This is a genomic window from Brevundimonas poindexterae (assembly GCF_020524625.1).
Taxonomy (GTDB): domain Bacteria; phylum Pseudomonadota; class Alphaproteobacteria; order Caulobacterales; family Caulobacteraceae; genus Brevundimonas; species Brevundimonas poindexterae_A.
This window is the reverse complement of the sequence record NZ_JAIVLL010000001.1, coordinates 195,953-218,078: the sequence shown is the minus strand read 5'-3', so window position 1 is coordinate 218,078 and position 22,126 is coordinate 195,953. Positions and strand designations below refer to the sequence as shown.

The 22,126-nt window shown below is 66.8% G+C and carries 23 protein-coding genes and 2 tRNA genes; 10 read left to right on the top strand and 15 right to left on the bottom strand.

The window, feature by feature from the left end; genetic code table 11:
- Positions 1-21: 21 nt before the first annotated feature.
- Both LC068_RS01160 and sseA read left to right on the top strand, forming a co-directional pair.
- Positions 22-1,242, top strand: a complete 1,221-nt coding sequence (locus tag LC068_RS01160) for a class I SAM-dependent methyltransferase (RefSeq protein WP_404825181.1) — start codon at positions 22-24, stop codon at positions 1,240-1,242.
- Between the two features lie 4 nt (positions 1,243-1,246).
- Positions 1,247-2,074, top strand: a complete 828-nt coding sequence (sseA, locus tag LC068_RS01155; protein ID WP_226633818.1) for a 3-mercaptopyruvate sulfurtransferase — start codon at positions 1,247-1,249, stop codon at positions 2,072-2,074.
- An 86-nt stretch (positions 2,075-2,160) separates the two neighbouring features.
- On the opposite strand, the gene LC068_RS01150 is transcribed toward sseA, so the two are convergent.
- From LC068_RS01150 to LC068_RS01130, 5 genes are all read right to left on the bottom strand, one after another.
- Positions 2,161-2,733 carry a hypothetical protein gene (locus tag LC068_RS01150; RefSeq protein ID WP_226633816.1) on the bottom strand — a complete coding sequence of 191 codons (573 nt, stop codon included), beginning with the start codon at positions 2,731-2,733 and terminating at the stop codon, positions 2,161-2,163.
- A gap of 376 nt (positions 2,734-3,109) precedes the next feature.
- A complete protein-coding gene (locus tag LC068_RS01145) occupies positions 3,110-4,423 on the bottom strand; it encodes a dicarboxylate/amino acid:cation symporter (protein WP_226633814.1) in 1,314 nt (437 codons plus the stop codon).
- Positions 4,424-4,453: 30 nt separating this feature from the next.
- Positions 4,454-5,581 carry an amino acid ABC transporter substrate-binding protein gene (locus tag LC068_RS01140; RefSeq protein ID WP_226633812.1) on the bottom strand — a complete coding sequence of 376 codons (1,128 nt, stop codon included), beginning with the start codon at positions 5,579-5,581 and terminating at the stop codon, positions 4,454-4,456.
- Between the two features lie 63 nt (positions 5,582-5,644).
- A tRNA-Arg gene (locus LC068_RS01135) sits at positions 5,645-5,721 on the bottom strand.
- 27 nt (positions 5,722-5,748) lie between these two features.
- Positions 5,749-6,054: an ETC complex I subunit gene (locus LC068_RS01130; RefSeq protein WP_209117866.1), complete on the bottom strand. Its 306-nt coding sequence runs from the start codon at positions 6,052-6,054 to the stop codon at positions 5,749-5,751.
- A gap of 127 nt (positions 6,055-6,181) precedes the next feature.
- On the opposite strand from LC068_RS01130, the gene LC068_RS01125 reads away from it, so the two are divergent.
- The 3 genes from LC068_RS01125 to LC068_RS01115 all read left to right on the top strand — a co-directional run bounded on the left by LC068_RS01125 (position 6,182) and on the right by LC068_RS01115 (position 11,079).
- Complete coding sequence (locus LC068_RS01125; protein WP_226633810.1) at positions 6,182-7,525, top strand: O-antigen ligase family protein; 1,344 nt, start codon at positions 6,182-6,184, stop codon at positions 7,523-7,525.
- A 4-nt stretch (positions 7,526-7,529) separates the two neighbouring features.
- The gene (gene parE, locus LC068_RS01120; RefSeq protein WP_226633808.1) at positions 7,530-9,599 is read left to right on the top strand and encodes a DNA topoisomerase IV subunit B; all 2,070 of its coding nucleotides are present in this window, start codon (positions 7,530-7,532) and stop codon (positions 9,597-9,599) included.
- Positions 9,600-9,690: 91 nt separating this feature from the next.
- Positions 9,691-11,079, top strand: coding sequence for an alkaline phosphatase PhoX (locus LC068_RS01115; RefSeq protein WP_226633807.1), 1,389 nt, complete (start codon positions 9,691-9,693; stop codon positions 11,077-11,079).
- Here the strand turns inward: LC068_RS01115 and LC068_RS01110 are convergent.
- Positions 11,048-12,148: a COX15/CtaA family protein gene (locus LC068_RS01110; protein WP_226633806.1), complete on the bottom strand. Its 1,101-nt coding sequence runs from the start codon at positions 12,146-12,148 to the stop codon at positions 11,048-11,050. The genes LC068_RS01115 and LC068_RS01110 overlap by 32 nt on opposite strands.
- Before the next feature lie 131 nt (positions 12,149-12,279).
- On the opposite strand from LC068_RS01110, the gene LC068_RS01105 reads away from it, so the two are divergent.
- The 3 genes from LC068_RS01105 (at position 12,280) to LC068_RS01095 (ending at position 13,067) form a co-directional block, all read left to right on the top strand.
- Positions 12,280-12,531: a transglycosylase gene (locus LC068_RS01105; RefSeq protein ID WP_226633805.1), complete on the top strand. Its 252-nt coding sequence runs from the start codon at positions 12,280-12,282 to the stop codon at positions 12,529-12,531.
- On the top strand, positions 12,531-12,737 hold the full coding sequence (locus LC068_RS01100; protein WP_226633804.1) for a DUF2842 domain-containing protein: 207 nt from the start codon (positions 12,531-12,533) through the stop codon (positions 12,735-12,737). Before LC068_RS01105 ends, LC068_RS01100 begins: the two co-directional genes overlap by 1 nt.
- 66 nt (positions 12,738-12,803) lie before the next feature.
- Positions 12,804-13,067, top strand: coding sequence for a DksA/TraR family C4-type zinc finger protein (locus LC068_RS01095; protein WP_226633803.1), 264 nt, complete (start codon positions 12,804-12,806; stop codon positions 13,065-13,067).
- A gap of 63 nt (positions 13,068-13,130) precedes the next feature.
- On the opposite strand, the gene LC068_RS01090 is transcribed toward LC068_RS01095, so the two are convergent.
- From LC068_RS01090 to LC068_RS01060, 7 genes are all read right to left on the bottom strand, one after another.
- Positions 13,131-13,207 (bottom strand) — tRNA-Pro (locus LC068_RS01090).
- A gap of 71 nt (positions 13,208-13,278) precedes the next feature.
- Positions 13,279-13,707, bottom strand: a complete 429-nt coding sequence (locus tag LC068_RS01085; protein ID WP_226633802.1) for a MerR family transcriptional regulator — start codon at positions 13,705-13,707, stop codon at positions 13,279-13,281.
- 13 nt (positions 13,708-13,720) lie between these two features.
- Positions 13,721-14,023: an integration host factor subunit alpha gene (locus LC068_RS01080; RefSeq protein WP_209117882.1), complete on the bottom strand. Its 303-nt coding sequence runs from the start codon at positions 14,021-14,023 to the stop codon at positions 13,721-13,723.
- A 75-nt stretch (positions 14,024-14,098) separates the two neighbouring features.
- Entirely contained in the window at positions 14,099-15,076 is a 978-nt protein-coding gene (locus LC068_RS01075) for a beta-ketoacyl-ACP synthase III (protein WP_226633799.1), read from the bottom strand.
- Positions 15,073-16,170: a phosphate acyltransferase PlsX gene (plsX, locus tag LC068_RS01070; protein ID WP_404825180.1), complete on the bottom strand. Its 1,098-nt coding sequence runs from the start codon at positions 16,168-16,170 to the stop codon at positions 15,073-15,075. Before plsX ends, LC068_RS01075 begins: the two co-directional genes overlap by 4 nt.
- A gap of 66 nt (positions 16,171-16,236) precedes the next feature.
- Positions 16,237-16,761 (bottom strand): YceD family protein, encoded by a 525-nt coding sequence (locus tag LC068_RS01065; RefSeq protein WP_226633795.1) that lies wholly within the window; start codon positions 16,759-16,761, stop codon positions 16,237-16,239.
- A complete protein-coding gene (locus tag LC068_RS01060) occupies positions 16,758-17,288 on the bottom strand; it encodes a ubiquinol-cytochrome C chaperone family protein (RefSeq protein WP_226633793.1) in 531 nt (176 codons plus the stop codon). The genes LC068_RS01065 and LC068_RS01060 overlap by 4 nt, the downstream gene beginning before the upstream one ends.
- A gap of 88 nt (positions 17,289-17,376) precedes the next feature.
- On the opposite strand from LC068_RS01060, the gene LC068_RS01055 reads away from it, so the two are divergent.
- The gene (locus LC068_RS01055) at positions 17,377-17,853 is read left to right on the top strand and encodes an outer membrane protein assembly factor BamE (protein ID WP_226633791.1); all 477 of its coding nucleotides are present in this window, start codon (positions 17,377-17,379) and stop codon (positions 17,851-17,853) included.
- A gap of 114 nt (positions 17,854-17,967) precedes the next feature.
- Positions 17,968-19,302, top strand: a complete 1,335-nt coding sequence (locus tag LC068_RS01050) for an FAD-binding oxidoreductase (protein ID WP_226633789.1) — start codon at positions 17,968-17,970, stop codon at positions 19,300-19,302.
- A 63-nt stretch (positions 19,303-19,365) separates the two neighbouring features.
- On the opposite strand, the gene LC068_RS01045 is transcribed toward LC068_RS01050, so the two are convergent.
- Entirely contained in the window at positions 19,366-21,495 is a 2,130-nt protein-coding gene (locus tag LC068_RS01045; protein ID WP_226633787.1) for a sodium-translocating pyrophosphatase, read from the bottom strand.
- Positions 21,496-21,667: 172 nt separating this feature from the next.
- Positions 21,668-22,093, bottom strand: a complete 426-nt coding sequence (locus tag LC068_RS01040) for a hypothetical protein (protein ID WP_226633786.1) — start codon at positions 22,091-22,093, stop codon at positions 21,668-21,670.
- Between the last annotated feature and the right edge of the window lie 33 nt (positions 22,094-22,126).

The window sequence follows — 22,126 nt, the reverse complement described above, 5'->3', positions numbered from 1 at the left end:
ACTCTGCTTCGGAGGTCAGTAATGACGGCGATGACCCTGGGTGAGCTTCGGGCCCCGGCCCACGCCCCGCGCGGCTTTGGTCTGTTCCTCAAGCTTCTGGCGGCCAACTGGACCTGGGGGCGGCTGACGCTGAAGCTGCCCGACGGACAGATGCACGAACTGGTCGGCAAGGTCCCCGGCCGCAGCGCCGTGCTCGAGATCCGGGACTACGCCATCGCGCGCCGGGTTCTGGCCAATGGCGATATCGGCTTTGCCGAGGGCTATATGGCGGGCGATTGGGAAAGCCCCGATCTGGCCGTCCTGCTGGAGGTGCTGGTCGAGAACTACGACCACATCCAGCGCCTGTTCAACGGCGCCCTGCCGATGAAGATCTTCAACTGGTTCAGCCACCGTCTGCGGCGCAACAGTCGCCGGGGCGCGCGCAAGAACATCCACGCCCACTACGATCTGGGCAACGAATTCTATGCCGCCTGGCTGGACGAGACGATGACCTATTCCTCGGCCCGCTTCGCCGGGCGGGACGAGGCGCTCGATGCGGCCCAGACCCGCAAGTACGAGAACCTTGCCCGCATGATGGACCTTCAGGCCGGACAGTCCGTGCTTGAGATCGGGTGCGGCTGGGGCGGCTTTGCCGAATATGCGGCCCGCGAGGTCGGCGCCCGGGTCACCGGAATCACCATTTCACAGGAACAGCACGATTTCGCCCGCGAGCGCATGCAGCGCGCGGGTCTGTCCGACCGGGTCAGCATCGAACTGGTCGACTACCGCGACGTCGCCGGACGGTTCGACCGCGTGGCCTCGATCGAAATGTTCGAGGCCGTCGGTCGCGAGTACTGGCCCACCTATTTCAGCAAGATCGCCGAGGTGCTGAACCCGGGCGGTCGGGCCGCGCTGCAGATCATCACCATCCAGGACGCCCTGTTCGATGAATATGCGGTCCGCACCGACTTCATCCAGAAGTACATCTTCCCCGGCGGCATGCTGCCCAGCGAGGATCGGCTGAAGCCCGTCGTCGAGGCGGCGGGCCTGGCATGGCAGGCGGTCGAGCGCTTCGGTCAGGACTATGCCGACACCCTGGCGGCCTGGGACCGCCGGTTCCACGCCAGCTGGCCCGATATTCAGCGAATGAAGGGTTTCGACGAGCGTTTCCGTCGAATGTGGCACTTCTACCTGGGTTATTGCGAAGCGGGTTTCCGCAGCGGGCGCACCGATGTGATCCAGCTGGCCCTGAACCGGAGCTGATCGGGTGCCGCCGCTGATCGACGCTGCGGAGCTCAGGGAGCTGATGGCGGCGCAACCCGTGAAACTGCTCGACGCCGGCTGGCGTTTGGACGGCACGGATACTAAGGGACAGTACCGCGCCGCCCATATTCCGGGCGCCGTCTTCCTTGATCTCGAGGCGGTCTCGGATCCGGCCTCTCCCCTGCCCCACACCCTGGCCGATGCCGAGGCCTTCGGTCAGGCGATGGGGGCGCTGGGCCTGTCGGAGGCCGACACCATCGTCGTCTATGAGGCGGGCCCGATGTTCTCCGCCCCCCGGGCGTGGTGGATGCTCAGGACCTTCGGCGCCCGGGATGTCCGGGTTCTGAACGGCGGTCTCCCGGCCTGGGGCGAGGCCTGGGGCGAGACGGTCTCCGGCGATGCCACGCCCGCGCCGGCCCGTTTCAACGCCCGGCTCGACACTGACGCCCTTGTCGGGCTGGAGGACGTCCGCACAGCGCTGCGGTCCGGGGACACGCCTGTGCTGGATGCCCGTGGCCCTGCCCGCTTCCGGGGGGACAGTCCCGAGCCCCGGCCGGGCGTCCGCCCTGGACACATGCCCGGTGCCGTGAACCTGCCCTATGCCGATCTGGTGGATTCACAGGGGCGGCTGCGGCCTGCGGCCGAACTTGAGGCCCGCTTCCGCGCAAGCGGACTGGACGCGGCGGCCGTGCCGGTCACCACCTGTGGGTCAGGCGTGACCGCCGCCATCCTGGTGCTGGCCCTGACCGTATTGGGACGATCGGCCCGTCTCTATGACGGCAGCTGGGCCGAATGGGGGAGCCGCACGGACACCCCCGTCCAGACCGGCTGATCCTCAGGAGGTCTTCTACCCAAACCGTCTTATGACGACGATTTTGGAGCTATGGTCGAGGCCATCGGTTTGACTAGACGCAGGTTCTAGTGACTCTCCCAGTCGCAGACATACGCTTCCATGCCGGGAATTTTAACGATTAAGTCATCGGAAGGATTTTGCACACCAATAACAGCGCGTATTTCATTCTGCCATGCAAAACGCGTATCCTTATGCATAGCGTTTCTCTCAAATACTTCATCTAGACGTTGATCGAAGTCGCGGTATTCGACTTTCCCGACATACAACTTATGAAAGTTAGGTGTCTCAATCACGATGCGTCGGGCTAAAGCGGTGAAGTCGGGAATGCGGAACGAAACATCATACCCGAACTCATCCTTCATTCTGGCGATTAAAGCGGACGATCTATTGGAGGATGCACAAAACAGGTAAGCATTGCTGGAAAGATTAATTTTTGCTCCCGGCTCAAACACCATTCGGACAGGCCCATCCTTCGTGTATCCCATTCTCTTAGCGAACGGGTGATCTTTGGTCAGGACCACTTCACCCTCTGGTGCCCATAGAGTTGCGAGCTCGGCTGCATCGCCGTACCCGGCGCCTCCACTTTCTGAAACGCGGACCGCGCCCGCTGACGAAAGCCTGAGCGTATTGTCCCGCATAACTCTATTGACGTCCTCACTGCGGAGGAACTTGAACGCCTCAGTGGTCCGATCGAAGGGCGATCGCCCAAATTGCTGAAGGGTATTCACAGGCGGCTATTTCATCTCGACCGAAGTGCCTGATTATAAGTATGGAGCGCAATTAGGGCTAGTGTTCCTTCTCGCCTGCCACACAAGGTTGCAGACCAGTCCCGGAAAAAGACGAGCATACACCGGCTTGGCGGTTTTGAAGGCTGAACTCCCGCTCTTGTACCTGCGCCCCCGTTGAGATCATGGATGCACAGACTCAGACTGTGGACTTTCGTGTCTCCCACATTCGAGCTTGATGTTTGCGCTTGGACGGTCGGGCTCGACGCTGCCCCAGACCGGCTGATCCTCAGGAGGTCGGCGGCGCGACGGGTTCGGGACCGGCCACCGAGGCCGGAATGTCCTTCTCGCCGCGCGAGACCACGGTGGCGGCGACCAGATCCCCGGTCACGTTCAGCGTGGTCCGGCACATGTCGAGGAAGCGGTCCACGCCGAGGATCAGGCCGATCCCTTCGGCCGGCACGCCGACCATGACCAGGATCAGGGCGATGACCGGCAGGGAGCCGGCGGGCACACCGGCCGTGCCGATCCCGCCGAGGATGCAGACCAGCATCACCACCAGCTGTTGCTGGATCGTCAGGTCGATGCCGAAGAACTGGGCGAGGAACAGCACCGTCACCCCCTCGAACAGGGCGGTGCCGTTCTGGTTGGCGGTGGCGCCGACGGTCAGCACGAAGCGCGAGATTCGCTTCGGCAGGTTCAGCTCTTCCTCGGCCGCCTTGATGGCGATCGGCAGGGTGGCGTTCGACGAGGCCGTCGAGAAGGCCACCACGAAGGGTTCGCGAACGCCCCGGGCGAACTTCAGCGGGCTCATGCCGCCGAAGATCATGACCAGCAGCGGATAGACAATGAACATGTGGATCGCCATTGCGCCCACGGCCACGCCGGCATAGGCGCCCAGCCGGATCAGCAGGTCCCAGCCGAACACGGCGGCCAGGTTGAACATCAGGGCGGCAATGGCGATCGGCGCCAGTTTGATGACGGCGTTGATCAGCTTCATCATCACTTCCAGCAGCCCCTGCAGGGTCTCCTGCAGCTGGTCGGTCGATTTCGACTTGGCCATGACCATGCCGATGCCGAAGATCAGCGCGAACACCATGACCGGCAGGATCTGGTTGTCGGCGGCGGCCGTGATCACGTTCGACGGGATCATGTCGAGGAAGAACTGGCCCGCCTCGATGCTCTGGGGTGCATTGCCGACGATGGCGGCGGCGCCGTCCGCGCCGTCCTCCAGCAGTTGCGCGGCCAGGGTCGGGTCAACCCCGGCGCCCGGCTGGAAGAAGTTTACCATGCCGAGGCCGATGGCCACCGCAATGGCCGAGACCATGATGGTGAAGGCCAGCGTCTTGAAGCCGACCCGGCCCAGCGACTTCAGGTCGCCCATCTCGGCCACGCCGACCGCCAGTGCCGAGAACAGCAGCGGGATGACCAGCATGAACAGCAGGCGCAGGAAAATCTGGCCGACCGCCTGGATCAGCTCCATCACCCGGGGATCGACGACCAGTCCGTTCAGGTTGACGAACAGGCCCCCGCCCAGACCGACAGCAAAGCCGAGCAGCATCCAGAGATAGAGCGGTACCCCGCCACGCTTGGTCGTTTCCATAGGTCCCCCCGGGGTGTCCGTTCTGGTCGTTTATCGAATCGGCAGGCCGTAGATCAGCCCTGACGGCGTCGCGTTCCACTGTGCATTGAGGCCGCGCGCAAGGTCCAGCGCCGAATCCGATCCCAGATTGCGCCCGAAAATTTCGCCATAGTTTCCAACGGCTGCGATCGCCTGATACGCCCATCGATCCGACAGTCCCAGCCGCGTACCGAACTCGCCCTCCACGCCCAGCAGACGCCGGACGCGCGGGTCGCGGGCCTCCTCGGCCTGATCGGCGACCGTGTCGCGGGTCACGCCGTATTCCTCGGCCAGGATCAGGGCGTTCAGCGTCCAGCGCACCACCCGGGTCCAGTGCGGATCATCCCGGCGCACGATCGGGCCCAGCGGCTCCTTGGAGATCACATCCGGCAGAATCGCATGCTGCTCGGGGCTGGCCAGGGTCGTGCGGGCCGCCGCCAATGCCGACACATCGGCCGTAAAGGCGTCGCAGCGCTCCTCGGCATAGGCGCGGCGGGCCTCTTCCTCGGTCGGCACCACGACCGGCTCGTATTCCAATCCGCGCAGGCGGAAATAGTCGGCGAGGTTCAGCTGCGAGGTCGATTCCGCCTGCACACAGATGCGCGCGCCGTTCAGTTCGGTCGCGCTGGCCAGGTTGAGCGAGCGCCGGACCATAAAGCCCTGCCCGTCGTAATAGTTGGTGCCGGCGAAGCTGACGTCCTCGGTGACGTCGCGGTCCATGGTCCAGCTGGTGTTGCGCCACACCACATCGACCCGCCCCTGCCGCAGCGCCTCGAACCTCTGACCGGTCGTCAGCGGCACGAACCGCACGGCGTCCGGATTGCTGAAGATGGCGGCGGCCATGGCCCGGCAAAAGTCCACGTCGAACCCGCGCCACTGTCCCCGGTTGTCGGTATAGGCAAAGCCGACCAGCCCCTCGTGGACGCCACAGTTCAGGCGCCCGCGGCGACGCACCGCGGCCAAGGTCGGTCCGATCGTGCCCGGAGCCGTCGCCTCGACCGGCGGCAGACCATCCAGCTCGCCATCCGGCTGTCCGGTCGGCTCGTCCTTGTCCCCGCACGCAGCCAGAACCAGCACGGCCACAAGGGCGGCGCTGCCGGCCAGGCTCTTTCGGATGATGGACGAAACGCTACGCGCCATGCCGCCTATAGACGGCATCCGCCCCGCCTTCGCAACCGCCGGGCCGCCCGAAAGTCGTGGAATTGGCGCGCCCTGCAGGATTCGAACCTGCGACCGTCCGCTTAGAAGGCGGGTGCTCTATCCAGCTGAGCTAAGGGCGCCCGGGTCGCGGTCAGTCCGGGGAACGCTCAGTGCGTCCAGGGCTGTTTGCGGTTGGGGGCAAAGTTGTCGGCATAGGCCTTGAGGATCAGCGGCGCCTCGCGCGGTTCCTGCAGGCGGAAGGGGATGCCGTGCCGGTCGGCATAGGCGATGGCCTCTTCCTGGGTGTCGAAGGTCAGCCGCACCTGGCCGTTCATGTCGGTCGAGCCGGTCCAGCCCATCAGCGGATCGATGAAGCGCGCCGACTGGGGCATGAATTCCAGCACCCAAGCCGCCGTCTTGGCCTTGCCCGACTGCATGGCGGTTTTCGCCGGTCTGTAGATGCGCGCCAACATGTCTGCCTCGGTATGCGGATCGGGCACCCGCGTGCCCGTGTGGTCGGTCCATTTAGCGAGCAGCGCGCCGCCGGTCCAGCGCGCCCGCCTAAACCGCTCCTTAAGGCGGGCGACGGAAGGTCCGTCCGTGTCCAGAGCGCGACCCGATTCGGTGCCCGGTGCGGGGGCTGATCCCCTGCCCGCCCCGCCCCTGTGGGAACAGGTGGCGGCCGGATTCGTGATCGTCATGCTGACCGGCGCCCTGATCGGCCCGGTCTTTGCCCCCGATCAGGGCGAGACCCCGATCCTTCGGCTGATCTGGCTGCCCGTCTATGCGGTGACGCTGGGCCTCATTCTGAACCGGGCGGGGCGGATGTTCGCGGCCTGGCCGGCCTGGCTGATTCTGGGTCTGCTGACCCTGCTGGCGCTGGCCTCGCGCTACTGGTCCATCGATCCGGGGGTGACCGACCGGCGGGTCATCGCCCTGTTCATGACCAGTGCCTTTGCCATCTATCTGGGCGCCGCCTTCACGGGGGCGCAGCTGCCCCGCCTGCTGATGCACACCGGAGTTGTGATGGCAGTGGGCAGTCTGGTGATGGTGCTGGCGTTCCCCTCGATCGGCATCCACCAGTTCGACAACGCCGGCCTGTGGCGCGGCCTCTGGTACGAGAAGAACCAGATGGGCATCGTCATGGTGGCCAGCTCCATCGCCGCGGCCGCCGTGCTGGCCAGTCCCGGTCAGGCCGGGCGCTCGCCCTGGCCGGCCCTGTTCACCCTCATGCTGTGCGTCTTCCTGACGCTCGCCACCCAGTCCAAGACGTCGCTGCTGAGCCTGCTGCTGGGCCTAGGCGTTATCGGCGGACTGTGGGCCATGCGGCGCGGCGGCCCGGCCCTGTCGGTCGTGCTGGTCTGGGGCGCCATCACCTGTGCGGGTATCGGCCTGCTGGTGTGGCAGCAAAACTCGGCCCTGATCCTCGAGGCGCTCGGCAAGGATCCGTCCCTGACCGGCCGGACCGACATCTGGGAGAGCCTGATGCGGCGCGTCGCCGAGCGTCCGTGGACCGGCTATGGCTACAGCGCCTTCTGGGGCAAGGAGTCCGTCCCCGCCCATTATGTGCGACTGGAGACAGGCTGGCTGGTGCCGTCGGCGCACAACGGCTGGATCGACCTGCTGGTCCAGGTCGGGTGGCCTGGCGCGATCATGGTGGGGCTGGTAATGCTCATCACTTTGATCGCCCTGATCGTGCGGCTGGGCGGACAGGGATTTCGCGAGGGCGGCTTTTCCCTCGCCTATCTGCTGGTTTTCGCGGTCCTGAGCGCATCCGAGAGCGTGTTGCTCAGCCACGCCAACCTGCCCTGGGCGCTGTTCCTGGCGCTGACGGCGCGCGCGCTGACGCCCGACCCGCTGCCGCGCCGCCACCGGGTGACGGTTCCGCTTGCCCGACGACGCGAGGGGGCCTACCTGACCTCCCCTCGAATCGTTTCAAACTGAGGTCATGCCTCCCTCCTCCTCGCCGTCCCTGTTCGACCTGCCCGAGCCCGAGCCCGAAAAGCCGGCCGGTACGCCTGCGCGTCCTGCGGCGCCTGCGCCCGTGGCCGCCGCTCCGACCCCGCCGGTTGAGGCGCCGGCGGGCACCACGGGCTATTCGGCATCCTCGATCGAGGTGCTGGAGGGGCTCGAGCCGGTCCGCAAACGCCCCGGCATGTATATCGGCGGCACAGACGAGCGGGCCCTGCACCACCTGTTCGCCGAGGTGCTCGACAACGCCATGGACGAGGCGGTCGCCCGCCACGCCAAACTGATCAAGGTCGAACTGGACGCCGAGGGCTACCTGTCGGTGCACGACGACGGCCGAGGCATTCCGGTCGATCCGCACCCGAAACACCCCGGCAAGTCGGCGCTCGAGGTCGTGATGACCGTGCTCCACTCGGGCGGTAAATTCTCGGGCAAGGCGTATGAGACCTCCGGCGGCCTGCACGGCGTCGGCGTGTCCGTGGTCAACGCCCTGTCGGACCATCTGGAAGTCACCGTCTGGCGCGACGGTCATGAATGGCACCAGAGCTTCTCGCGCGGCCTGCCCCTCGGCGGGCTGGAGCGGGGCCAGCCATCGAAGAAGCACGGCACCCTGATCCGCTTCCGTCCGGACGAGCAGATCTTCGGCACCGGTGCCACCTTCAAGCCCGCCCGTCTGTTCCGCATGACGCGGTCCAAGGCCTATCTGTTCCGCGGGGTCGAGATCCGCTGGACCTGCGCGCCGGAGCGGATTGTCGATGCCACCCCGGCCAGCGCGGTGCTGCATTTCCCCGGCGGTCTGGCGGACGCCCTGTCGGACCGTATCGGCGAGTTGGAGACCGTCACCCCGGCCTTCAGCGGTCGCGTCGAGCGCAAGGGCGAGGCGGGCGCCGTCGAATGGGCCGTGACCTGGAGCCCGGCGGGCTTCGGCGAGGCCGACGGCTTCGTCCAGTCCTACTGCAACACGGTCGCCACCCCCGACGGCGGCACGCATGAGGCCGGCTTCCGGGCCGCCCTGGTCAAGGGGCTCAAGGCCTATGGCGAGCTGTCGAACGAAAAACGCGCCTCGATCATCACCGCCGAGGATGTGATCGCCAACGCCGGGGCCATGATCTCGGTCTTTCTGCGCAATCCAGAATTCCAGGGCCAGACCAAGGATCGCCTGTCCTCACCCGAGGGCGCCCGGCTGGTCGAGCAGCTGGTGCGCGACCCGTTCGACCACTGGCTGACCGAGAGTCCGAAACAGGCCACCACCCTGCTGGGCTTTGTCATCGACCGCGCCGAGGACCGGCTCAAGCGTCGCAAGGACAAGGAAGTTCAGCGCGCCGCCGCCACACGCAAGCTGCGCCTGCCGGGCAAGCTGGCCGACTGTACGCGACAGGCCGCCCAGGGCACCGAACTGTTCATCGTCGAGGGCGATTCGGCCGGTGGCTCGGCCAAACAGGCACGCGATCGCGCCACCCAGGCCATCCTGCCCCTGCGCGGCAAAATCCTGAACGTCGCGTCGGCGACCGCGGACAAGCTGCGCGCCAATGCCGAGCTGTCGGACCTGACGCTGGCGCTGGGCGTCCAGCCCGGCACCCGGTTCAGCCTCGACGACCTGCGCTATGAGCGGGTCATCATCATGACCGACGCCGACGTCGACGGCGCCCACATCGCGGCCCTGCTGATCACCTATTTCTATCGCGTCATGCCCGAGGTGATCCGCCACGGGCGCCTGTTCATGGCCCTGCCGCCGCTCTATCGCATCCAGGCCGGAAGCCTGTCGGAATATGCGCGCGACGACGCTCACCGGGACGAACTGCTGGCGACCACCTTCAAGGGTCGCAAGACCGAGATCGGCCGCTTCAAGGGCCTGGGGGAAATGATGGCCTCCCAGCTCAAGGAGACCACCATGGATCCGAAGAAACGCACCCTCGCCCGCGTCACCCTGCCGGAGTCGGAAGAGGACATCGCCGATCTGGTCGAGCGCCTGATGGGCAAGAAGGCCGAGCCGCGCTTCGATTTCATCCAGCAGAACGCCCGCTTCGCCCAGGCCGATCTGGATCTGTGACAGCCGTCCCGCAATCGTCACCGAACCGTGATGACGCGCGGGCCCCGGCGGTTGCATAAGGGCGCCACATCGTCCTCCCCACAGGTGTCTCATGTCTCTTGCGCGTCGTGAACTGCTGGCCTCTGGCGCAGCCGGTCTGGCCTTCGCGGGCCTCGCCCGTCATGCCCATGCCCAGGATGCCGGCGAAGAGACCTACATCAACCAGGTCGAGGGCTACGGCCCCCTCCGGACCGATCCGGCCGGCCTTCTCGACCTGCCCGAGGGCTTTTCCTACCAGGTGATCTCGCAGAGCGGTGACACCATGGACGACGGCCTGTTCGTGCCCGGACAGCCGGACGGCATGGGCTGTTTCGATCTGGGCGACGGCCGCGTCGCCCTGATCCGCAATCACGAGCTGAAGGGCTCCAGCGCCCTGCACCGTAATCTCGGACCGGGCGGCCTGCATCAGGAGCGTATCCGCCACATCGACGCCGCCCGCGCCTATGACACCTACAAGGACGGTCGCCCCCTGCCGGGCGGCGCCACCACCCTCGTCTACGATCTCGGCACCCGCCAGACGATCAGCCAGCACCTCTCACTCAGCGGCACCTCGACCAACTGCTGCGGCGGCATCACGCCCTGGGGCAGCTGGCTGACCTGCGAGGAAAACACCGAGACAGCCGAGACCGGCAATGTCACCCGCCCGCATGGCTTTGTCTTCGAGGTTCCCGTCGCCGCCGAGGGCCTGGTCGATCCGGTTCCGCTCAAGGCCATGGGCCGCTTCGAGCACGAGGCCGTCTGCGTCGATCCCCGCACCGGCATCGTCTATCTGACCGAGGACAAGAACGACGGCCTGTTCTACCGCTTCATCCCGAAGACGCCGGGCAAGCTGGCCGAGGGCGGGCGCCTCCAGGCCATGGCGATCGCGGGCGTGACCGGCGCCGACACCCGCAACCAGGACGACCGCTTCTGGGCCGTCAGCGACTGGCGCGAGATCCGCTGGATCGACATGGAAGACGTCGAATCCCCCAATGACGACCTGCGCCAGCGGGGCCATGCCGCCGGGGCGGCGCTGGTCGCCCGGGGCGAGGGCCTGTGGTGGGGCAAGGACGAGTTCTACATGACCGCGACCTCGGGCGGCCCGATCCGCCGGGGTCAGGTGATGCGCATCCAGCCCGGCCTGAACGGTGCCGCCGACCGGATCCAGCTGTTCGTCGAGAGCACCGACGAAAAGACCCTCAACATGGGTGACAACATCACCATCGCCCCGTGGGGCGACCTGATCGTCTGCGAGGACAACTATTCCTCGACCATCCGCAACCACCTGAAGGGCGTCACCCCCGACGGGCAGGTCTACACGATCGGACGCAACGTCTTCACCGGCAATTCCGAGTTCGCGGGTGCCTGCTTCTCGCCCGACGGACAGGTGCTGTTCGTCAACATCATGTACCCGGGGATGACCCTGGCGATCAGAGGCCCATGGACCTCGGTCCGCCGATAAACCGCCGCGGGCGCGACCGCATCACCAGCCACAGATTGACGGTCGCGGTCGCCAGCACAACGGCCGCCCCGGCCTGGTGCAGCACACCCAGCCAGACCGGCACACCCTGCATCAGGGTGGCGATGCCCAGCCCGGCCTGCAGCATAACGACCCCCAGCAGCACCCAGGCCGAGGCCCCGGCCCCCTCGGCCAGCCGCCAGCGCCAAGCCTGGATCGCATAGACGATAACAGCCACCATCAGCGCATAGGCCGTCATCCGGTGATTGAACTGCGTCAGGGCCTGGTCGTGCAGGAAGGCCAGCGCGCCCTGCCCCCAGTTTACCGGCGCGAGGAAGGCGCCGTTCATCAGCGGCCAGTCGGTATAGACCAGTCCGGCCTTGCCCCCGGCCACCAGCGCGCCCAGCAGGCATTGCAGGAACACCAGACCCAGCAGCAGCGCCGCGCCGCGCACCCAGCCCGCCGGCGAATCTGACCGCTCGGGTCCGTTCAGGGCCTCCAGCCCGGTCCAGATCAGGGCTGCGAAGATCAGCAGGGCCAGACCCAGGTGAAATGCCAGCCGCTCGGGCGCCACGTCGACACGGGCCTCCAGCCCCGACGATACCATCCACCAGCCGACTGCCCCCTGCAGCCCGCCCAGCAGCAGCAGCACCCCGCAGCGCCAGATCAGCCGGTCCGGCAGGGCCGGCAGGCCCACACGTCGCAGGAAGGGGAACGACCGCGCGGCCAGAAACACCAGGAACGGCAGGGCGAACACCAGACCGATCACCCGTCCCAGCTGCCGGTGGATCCACTCCCACCAGTAGATCCCCTGGAACTCCGACAGGCTCATCCCCTCATTGACCAGCTGGTACTGGGGGATCGCCTGATATTTCCGGAAGGCCTCCTGCCAGTCGGCCTCGTTCAGCGGCGGAATGGCGCCCAGCAGCGGCTTCCACTCGGTGATCGACAGGCCCGAGCCGGTCAGGCGGGTAATCCCCCCCACGACCACCATGGCGAACACGAGGCCCGCCACGAGGAACAGCCACAGGGCTACGGAAACGCTGCGTTCGGGCCGGCCAAAACGGTTCATTCAAAGCTCGCCACGGGTACGGTACAGTGCAAGGTCGATGGACCCGACCTCGGTACAGGCGATATGCCTGTCCATGACGGCAAGATCGAGTCGCTTTTGACGGTCACGCCGTCGCACGAACGGAGACGCACGTGGATAATCTGGACATCGCGGTCGCGGTCCTGCTGACGGCGGCCCTCGCCTGGGGCTTTGACGCCGTGACCGGTCGTCGCGGACTGGCGGCCCCCCTGCTCGTGGCGTTCACAGGCGCACTGTGCGGAGGCTTCCTGGCCGTGCGGGTGTTCGGTGTGGCGACGCTCGACCAGTGGCCGTGGGTCATCTGGGCGCTGGGCGGGGCGATTCTGGCGCTCGCCGCCCACTTCCTGTTCCGGAACACCCGCTGATGCCGGTGCGGGTCCGCCGACTGGTCGCCATGGTCGGCATTGTGGCCTTCCTGGCCTTCTATGTCTGGGCGGTTCTGGCCATCCACGCCCTCCTGCCCCGCTCGTTCTGGACCGACCTGATCTTCTATCCGATCGCCGGGATCGCCTGGGGCATCCCCCTGTTTCCCCTGCTCCGCTGGGCCGAGCGTGAGCCGCCGCCCCGCTAGGGAACTTTGAAATCCGGCCGTCGCTTACCCATCTGAGGGATCACACGGTTTCGGAGTAGAAGACGAATGGCAGGCGGCTGGACACGCGACGGCGCGGTTCTGGACCAGATCGAGGACACGGTCGGCGACGGCGTCAGCTCGGCCCGCGCGCGGCTGCCCTCTGGCCCGGGCACCGAAGAGTGCATCGAATGCGGGGATGAAATCCCCGAGCGCCGCCGCCAGGCCCTGCCCGGCGTGACCACCTGCGTCCAGTGCCAGTCCGGCCGCGATGCCACCATCCGCCACTCCGCCATCAACCGCCGGGGCAGCAAGGACAGCCAGCTACGGTAGGCCCGCAATTGCAAAGGGGCCGCCCGAAAGCGACCCCCTAAGCCAACCGTCTTCTTGCAAAGATGGTCGGAGCGACAGGATTCGAACCTGCGACCCCTTGACCCCCAGTCAAGTGCGCTACCAGGCTGCGCCACGCTCCGGAGGCGCCCCCTATAGACGGGCAATCCGGCCCTCGCAAACCCAAATCCGGGCCCGGCCTCACAATATTGCTTCAGCGGCTGAGCGCGGCTTCCAGACGCGTCCGTGCGGCCTCGATATCGCGCAGGACCGAGGTCAGCCGCTCGCGCTGGTCGTCGGTCAGTCCGCTCCCCGCAGGGGCTTGAACTGCGGCTCTCGCCGCCGGGGGAGACAGGGCATCGACCGGTACTGTGGCGGTGTCCTCGCCCAGGATGCGCTTCAGCCCTTCGGTCTTGTGCAGACGCGCCACGCCCTTGAGGGTCAGGCCCTCCTCGTGCAGCAGGCGGCGGACGCCCTTCAGAACCTCGACGTCCTGCGCGCGGTAGAAGCGCCGCCCCCCGGCGCGCTTGACCGGGCTGACGAAGGTGAATTTCGTCTCCCAGAAGCGCAGCACATGCTGGGGCACGCCGACTTCGGTGGCGGCTTCGGAAATGCTGCGGAAGGCGTCGGGGCTCTTGGCCACGCGTGCCCTCCGGTCAGCCGGCCGCGTCGTGGACGCGGCTCTTCATGATCTGGGAGGCGCGGAAGCTGATGACCCGCCGCGGGTGGATGGCCGCCGGCACGCCCGTCTTGGGGTTGCGGCCCATGCGTGCGCGTTTCTCGCGGACCTGGAATACGCCAAAGCCCGAAAGCTTGACGGTCTCGCCGCGCTCCAGCGCCTCGACGATCAGCCCGAGCGTTCGCTCGACCAGCGTCGAACATTCATTCCGGGACAGGCCCAGCGACTCATGCACGGCGTCGCACAGGTCGGCCCGGGTCAGTGTCTGGTGATTGTCCACGCGTCACTCCCCTCGCTGAAGTCAGTTCGCCATTAAAGGCTGAAAGCCGTTGAAATGGAAAGGCGCAAATTCGTTTTACAGGCGAAGCGCGCAGGCGCCCCAGGTCAGGCCGCCACCCATGGCCTCCAGCAGAACCAGATCGCCCCGCTTGATCCGACCGTCGCGGATGGCGAAATCGAGGGCCAGCGGAATGGACGCCGCCGAGGTGTTGGCATGCAGCGCCACCGTCGAGACCACCTTGTTCTCATCGAGACCCAGACGGTCCCCGACGCCCTTGATGATCCGCTGGTTGGCCTGGTGCGGCACGAACCAGTCGACGTCCGAGACCTCGATGCCGGCGTCCTTGGCCGCCGCCGTGATGGCTTCGGCGATATTGACCACGGCATGGCGGAACACCTGATTGCCCAGCATGCGCAGATGGCCGACCTCGCCGGTCGTGGCCGGGCCGCCGTCGACGTACAGCAGGTCCGTCTTGGTCCCGTCGCAGCGCAGGGCCGTGCCCAGAATCCCCCGGTCGGCCGGTGTTCCCTGCCCTTCGACAGGCTCCAGCACGACTGCGCCCGCGCCGTCGCCAAACAGGACGCACGTCGTGCGGTCCTCCCAGTCCATCAGCCGGGTCATTTCCTCGGCGCCGATGACGAGGGCGCATTTCGACGTGCCGCGCGCGACAAAGCCGTCGGCCACGGTCAGGGCGTAGACGAAGCCCGAGCAGACCGCCTGGATGTCGAACGCCACCCCGACCGGCACGCCCAGCTTGCGCTGCACGATCGAGGCCGTGGCCGGGAAGGTCATGTCGGGCGTGGTCGTCGCGACGATGATCAGATCGACATCGGCCGGGCTCTTGCCCGCATCGGCCAGGGCCTTGCGCGCGGCCTCGACCGCCAGATCACTGGTCGGCTGGTCGGGCGCGGCCTGGTGGCGCTGACGGATGCCCGTCCGCTCGATGATCCACTCATCCGACGTGTCGACGAATTTCGCCAGATCGGCATTGGTCACGACCTTTTCCGGCAGATAGGCACCGACGCCGGTCACGGCGCTGCGAACTCGGGTCACTGAGCTGTCTCCCCACCGGTGGCCGTGGCCGGGCCGGCATCGTCCTCTTCCAGAACCGTGGTCATGCGCTTCAGATTGGCGCCCACCTTGGTCATATAGTCACTGCGGGCCAGATCGCCCGCCACGCGGATGGCATTGCCGAATCCATAGGCGCTGGCGCCCCCGTGGCTCTTCACCACAATGCCGTTCAGGCCCAGCAGGGGCCCGCCGTTGATGGCATTCGGGTCGATCCGGCTGCGCATCTTCTTCAGGGCAGGCAGCGCCATCAGGGCCCCGAGACGCGACGGCAGGCCCGACATCAGGGCCTCCTTCAGCAGGCCCGAGATGAACCGCGCCGTGCCCTCGGCGGTCTTCAGCGCCACATTGCCGGTAAAGCCGTCGGTGACGATCACATCGACCGTGCCCCGCGCGATGTCGTCGCCCTCGACGAAGCCGTGATAGTCCAGATCAAAGGCGCCGCTGCGCAGCAGGCGGTGGGCCTCGCGCACCTGTTCATGGCCCTTCATGTCCTCGGAACCGACGTTCAGCAGGCCGATCGTCGGCCGCTTCGTGCCGTGGACAGCGGTCTGGAAGGCCTCGCCCATGATGGCGAACTCGATCAACTGGGCCGCGTCGCAGTCGATATTGGCCCCGACGTCCAGAACCGCCGTAATGCCCTTCATCGTCGGCCAGCTGGCGACGATGGCCGGGCGCTCCAGTCCCGGTGCCGCCATCCGCAGCTGCAGCTTCGAAATGGCCATCAGCGCGCCGGTATTGCCGGCCGAGACCACGGCCGCCGCCTCGCCGGCCTTCACCGACTCAATGGCGTTCCACAGGCTGGACCCCTTGCCCCGCCGCAGGGCCTGGGCGGGTTTTTCGTCCATGGCGACGAACTTGTCCGTGTGCCGGATATCCAGGCGGGCCGCCGGCACCTTGTGGGCGCTGACCTGGGCCTCGATCGCCTCGGACTGGCCGTGGACGATGAACCGGACATCGGCATCCTCATGGGCCTTCAGATAGTCGGCAATGCCGCCCACCACGACCGAAGGCCCGTGATCGCCACCCATGGCGTCCAGCGAGATGACCAGCGTTTTCGACAAGCAGAAAGTCTCCATGGGGCCGTTCGGCCTCGGGGGGCGGACGATAGCGCCCGAACCGGCGGATGCAACCGTCCTGCGGGCCTAGCCCGCGTCATCATCGCGTGACTTCACACGATCCTTCAGAACGGCAAAGGGCGAAATCTCCGCCGTCTCCTCGGGCGGCTCGAACACTGCTCCCGGCTTGCGCGGGAACGGATCCAGCGCCAGCGACAGATGCTCCAGCACATGCCGGCTGACGTCGATACGGCCGTCCGTGACCAGGTCCGGCGCATTCTCATCCAGGGTGATCTCGACCTCGGAGGTTTCCTCACCCTCCGGCGCCTCGACCAGATTCAGGTCGAAGGACTCGCGGACCGTTTCCTCGACCGGCTCCAGCGTCAGGCCGCAGGCCTGCACCGCCTGACCGGACAGCTTGCCGGACAGGCGCCAGCCGGTGTGGGCGGGCACCAGCTGCACCTCGGCTTCGAAGGCGGGCAGCTCCAGTATGCCCAGCCAGCGCGCGATGGCGCGGCGCGTCTCCGCGTCGGGTTTCAGGCTGAAGCTGCGCTTCTCGCCAATCTGGTTCAGGCGGACCGGTTCGGTCAGGACGGGGGGCTCGGCGCTCATGCGGTAATCTCCGCCCAGTTTGGTGCACTCAGGGCCTCACGGAAGGGCTGGTTGGCCAGCCGCTCGCGCGATGTAAGCGCATAGTCGGCCAGCCAGGCGGCGTGATCCGCGCCCTTGCCGCCATAGACATTGCGGTCCAGCGCCTCGGTCAGGCCGCTGCTGTCCCCCGCCCGCAGCGGCGTCTCATAGGCCTGCATGCGACCGTAAAGGGCCTCGCCCAGCTTGCGCATCTTCTTCGACACCTCGACGTCGCCCACACCCAGTTCGCGCAGGGTGTTGTCCAGTGCCGACACATAGGTATCGAACAGGTCCTGTGCCGCGTCGCGCCCCTCGGTCGTGTCCTCGTCGCGCAGGCGTAGCACCAGCAGCAGCACATGCAGGGTGTAGAGTTCGAATCGCGCGTCGATCCGGTCCTCGACCCCGTGATCGACATAGAAGGCACGGTCCCGCGCCCGGCTGACCGCCAGATCGTAGGCCGCCCGTCCGGCGGAGGCCCTGTCGCGCAGGCCGAGAAGTTTTTTCAGCATGATCAAACGGCCCCTTTTCCGCCGCGACGTTGAACTAGGACGCGGCAGGGTCTAGGTCAAAGACCTTGTCTTGTCGCAGGCGCTGTCCATGAACCGTACCAAGTCTCTCGCCGCCGCCCTTGTGCTGTCCGCCGGCCTCGTGGCCTGCGCGCCCGTCGTGGGCGTCCACGGCTTTCAGGCGATCGATGTGAAGCCCGCCGACATCGTGGCCGGCACCGACACCCGCGAGACCGTGCTGGCCCAGTTGGGCTCGCCGTCGGCCACCTCGGTCTTCGAGGAAGAAAGCGTCTGGTACTACATCAGCCAGACCACGCGGAAATACACCTTCAACCGCGCCTTCGTGGCCCAGCGCAATGTGACCGAGATCACCTTCGACGACGCGGGCAAGGTCTCGGGCGTGCGCACCCTTGGCCTCGAAGACGGTCAGGACATCGCGATGAACCCGAACGAGACCCCGACCCGCGGCCGCGAGCTGACCATCATCGAGCAGCTGCTGGGCAACGTCGGCCGCGGCCAGCTGCCCCGCACCGACGAGGACGTCCCCGGCCAGCGCCGCCCGGACTAGGTCCTTCCGATGGCCGGGCTCACACGACGGGGCCTGGCGGCAGCAACCGTATCCTTGCCGCTCGCCTCTTCGGCGTGCCGGGCCCCGCCGCCAAAGGGCGGCGATCGCCTTGTCGTGGACGATCAAAGCGGTCTGAACGCCACGCGTGTCAGCCGAAATATCACCGTCCCCGCCAGCGCGATCCCGGCCGGTGTCCCTGCTGTGCTCGAGAGTTCCAGCAACGCCCTGCCCGTCACCGTCGCCGGCGCCCGACATTCGATGGGCGGCCAGAGCCTGCCGCCTGCGGGCGGTGTCGCAATCGCACTCGGCAAGGCGGCATCGGCATCACCGGCGGACGATGGCGTCTACAGGACCGGGGCGGGATCTCGCTGGCGCGATGTCATTGCCCGGCTGGACACGCAGGGCCTGTCCCCGCTCGTCATGCAATCGAACTGCGACTTCAGCGTCGGCGGATCGATCTCGGTCAACGCCCATGGATGGGCGGTGCCCCATGGACCACTGGGCAGCACGGTGAAGCAGCTGCGGGTGATGCTGGCGGATGGCTCACGTGTGACCTGTTCGCCGACGCAGGGGCCCGAACTCTTCTCAGCCTGTCTCGGGGGCTACGGGCTGATGGGCGTCCTTCTGGACGCAGACCTTCAGGCTGCGCCCAATGTGATGCTGCAGCGGGCCCAGGAAGATCTGGCTGCTGACGATTTCGCCGAACGCTTCCAGCACCGTGTCCATGCGCCGGATGTGGAGATGGCCTACGGGCGCCTCAGCATGGCCCGCGCCCGGTTCATGGAAGAAGCCCTGCTGGTCAGCCACACGCCTGTCCCCGACGCGGAAGGCGCCCTGCCGCCCGCCCGGACGTCCGGCCATATGGAGGGGATCTCAAGGCGGATTTTTCGCGCCCAGACCGGCTCGGAGCCGGGAAAACAGTTCAGGTGGCGGGCGGAAAAGCACCTCGCACCGTCGCCCCTGTCCACCCGCAACAGCCTGCTGAACGTGTCGGTGAAATCCTTTGCGCCGTTTGACGATCACCGGACTGACATCCTTCATGAGTACTTCGTGCCGCCTGCGGCGCTGAACACCTTCCTCGTGGCATGCCGACGCCTGATCCCGGCCTCTGATCAGGACCTGCTCAACTGCACCTTGCGCTGGGTGGAAGCCGATCCGATCAGCCTGCTGTCGTTCGCTCCCGAACCGCGCATCGCCCTTGTGATGCTGTTCTCGCAGGAAAAGACCCCGACCGCCGAAGCGGACATGACGGCCCTGACCCGGTCGCTGATCGATGTCGCGCTTTCCCTCGGTGGCAGCTTCTATCTGCCCTACCGCCTGCATGCCCGGCCGGATCAGCTCCGGCGCGCCTATCCCGGGCTGGAGCGCTTCGTGGCCCTCAAGCGTCAGTGGGATCCGCATCTGCGATTCCGAAACCAGATGTGGGATGCGTGGCTGGCCCGGATTTGAAACGAAAAACGCCCCGGAGATCGCTCTCCGGGGCGTTTCCTTGTCAGCGAGTTTGACTGGCGATCAGCCGATCTTGCCGCTGGCCAGCACCGCCAGCAGCAGCAGGGCCACGATGTTCGTGATCTTGATCATCGGGTTCACCGCCGGGCCCGCCGTATCCTTGTAGGGATCGCCGACCGTGTCGCCGGTCACCGCGGCCTTGTGGGCTTCAGAGCCCTTGCCGCCATGGTGGCCTTCCTCGATCAGCTTCTTGGCGTTGTCCCAGGCGCCACCTCCCGAGGTCATAGAGACCGCGACGAACAGGCCCGTCACGATCACGCCCATCAGCATGGCGCCCACGGCGGCAAAGGCATCCGCCTTGTCCGCGATCAGCATCACGCCCACGAACAGCACGATCGGCGACAGCACCGGCAGCAGCGACGGCACGATCATCTCGCGGATGGCCGCGCGCGTCAGGATGTCCACCGCCTTGCCGTATTCCGGCTTGGCCTTGAACTCCATGATGCCCGGGATTTCGCGGAACTGGCGACGCACTTCGGCGACGACCGCTTCGGCCGCACGGCCGACGGCCATCATCGACATCCCGCCGAACAGGAAGGGCAGCAGCCCCCCGAACAGCAGGCCGACCACGACGTAGGGGTTGGTCAGGCCAAAGTCGACCGCGCCCATTCCGGCGAAGAACGGGTATTCGGCGGCATTGGCCGCAAAGTAGTCGAGGTCCGACGTATAGGCCGCGAACAGCACCAGCGCGCCCAGGCCCGCCGAGCCGATGGCATAGCCCTTGGTCACCGCCTTGGTCGTGTTGCCGACGGCGTCGAGCGCATCGGTCGAGACCCGCACATCGGCCGGCAGACCCGCCATTTCGGCGATGCCGCCGGCGTTGTCGGTCACCGGGCCAAAGGCATCCAGCGCCACGATCATGCCCGCCACACCCAGCATGGTGGTGGTGGCGATGGCGATGCCGAACAGGCCCGCCAGCTGATAGGTGGCGATGATGCCGATGATGATCACCAGCGCCGGCAGGGCGGTGGCCTCGAGCGAGACAGCCAGACCCTGGATGACATTGGTGCCATGACCCGAGGCCGAGGCCTTGGCCACCGACTTCACCGGACGGAAGCCCGTGCCGGTATAGTATTCGGTGATCACGACGATGGCGGCGGTCACCGCCAGTCCGACCATGCCGCACCAGAACAGGTTCATGGCGACGAAGCTGTTGCCGTTCGAGGCCTCGATCAGCGGCGGCGCCATACGGGTCACGATGAACCAGACGGCCCCGACCGACAGCACGCCGGTCACGATCAGGCCCTGGTACAGCGCCCCCATAATGTTCTGGGACTTGCCCAGCCGCACGAAGAAGGTGCCGATGATCGAGGTGACGATACACACGCCGCAGATCGCCAGCGGCAGCAGCATCAGCACGTCCACATAGGGCTGGTCGCGGAAGAAGATCGCCGCCAGCACCATGGTGGCGACCGTGGTCACCGCATAGGTCTCGAACAGGTCGGCGGCCATACCGGCGCAGTCGCCGACGTTGTCGCCCACATTGTCGGCGATCGTCGCAGCGTTGCGGGGATCATCCTCGGGGATGCCGGCCTCGACCTTGCCGACCATGTCGCCTCCGACGTCCGCCCCCTTGGTGAAGATGCCGCCGCCCAGACGGGCAAAGATCGAGATCAGCGAGGCGCCGAAGCCCAGCGCCACCAGACCGTCGATCACCTCGCGGCCGACGCGCTCCAGACCCAGAACCTCGGTCAGCACGGCATAGTAGCCGGCCACACCGATCAGGGCGCCGCCCGCCACGAACAGGCCGGTGATGGCCCCGGAGCGGAAGGCGAGGTCCAGCCCGCGTGCCAGGCTCTCGCTGGCACCCTGGGCGGTCCGCACATTGGCCCGCACCGAGATCAGCATCCCGGCATAGCCGGCGGCCCCGGACAGCACGGCCCCGATCAGGAAGCCGATGGCCGCATAGGGCCCGATCAGGAAATAGGCCGCGATCAGGATGACGATCCCGACCATGGCGATGGTGGTGTATTGCCGCTTCAGATAGGCCGAAGCCCCTTCCTGGATCGCCGCAGCGATCTCACGCATCCGGTCCGTGCCGGTAGAGGCCTTCATCAACGCGGCGGTCTGGGCCAGTCCATAGAGGACCCCCAGCACACCTGCGGCGATGACCAGCCACAGATAGTTTGTCATGGCGTTTCCATACCCTGTTCATGCAAGGCGCCCGGACCCTTGGCGCGGCGGGCTTTACGCCTCTGTCCGCCTTCCGGTCCCCCCGTGCGCGATGGACGCGACGCTGCGTCCCTCGGGAATTGCGGCGGAAACGTGCCAAATGCTCAGGGGAAGCGCAACAGGCGAACAGCGATCACCGGGTGCGGGGCGGGTCCACCCTGCGGCGCGCGGCCTGGTTGGTCACCTCGACGCGGCTGACCTTGCCGCGCCCGGCGATCCGGTTGGCCGCCGCCATCATGGCGCGCGACAGGGCGGTTGCGTCCAGACTCGACCAGTTGTCGGCCAGGGTGAAGGGCGTACGGTGGGCCGCCTTGACCAGCGCATCGCGGAAATGCGCGTCTTTGGAGCGGACCGCTTCCATATTGGCCGAACCCGACAGGTGCAGTCGCACGCTGACGAACACATAGTTGCGCACGCGGCCATCGGCGATCACCGGCAGCCCCACGCCCTGCAGGTTGACGACGGCGGGCGCGGCCCCACCGCCGCCGGCCAGGGCCGGTCCGGCGGCGCTCATGCCGATGCCGCCCGCGATCAGGGAAAGAAGTTGTCTGCGATCCATGGCCGCCACCCTGACAGGGCGGGGTTAGAATTC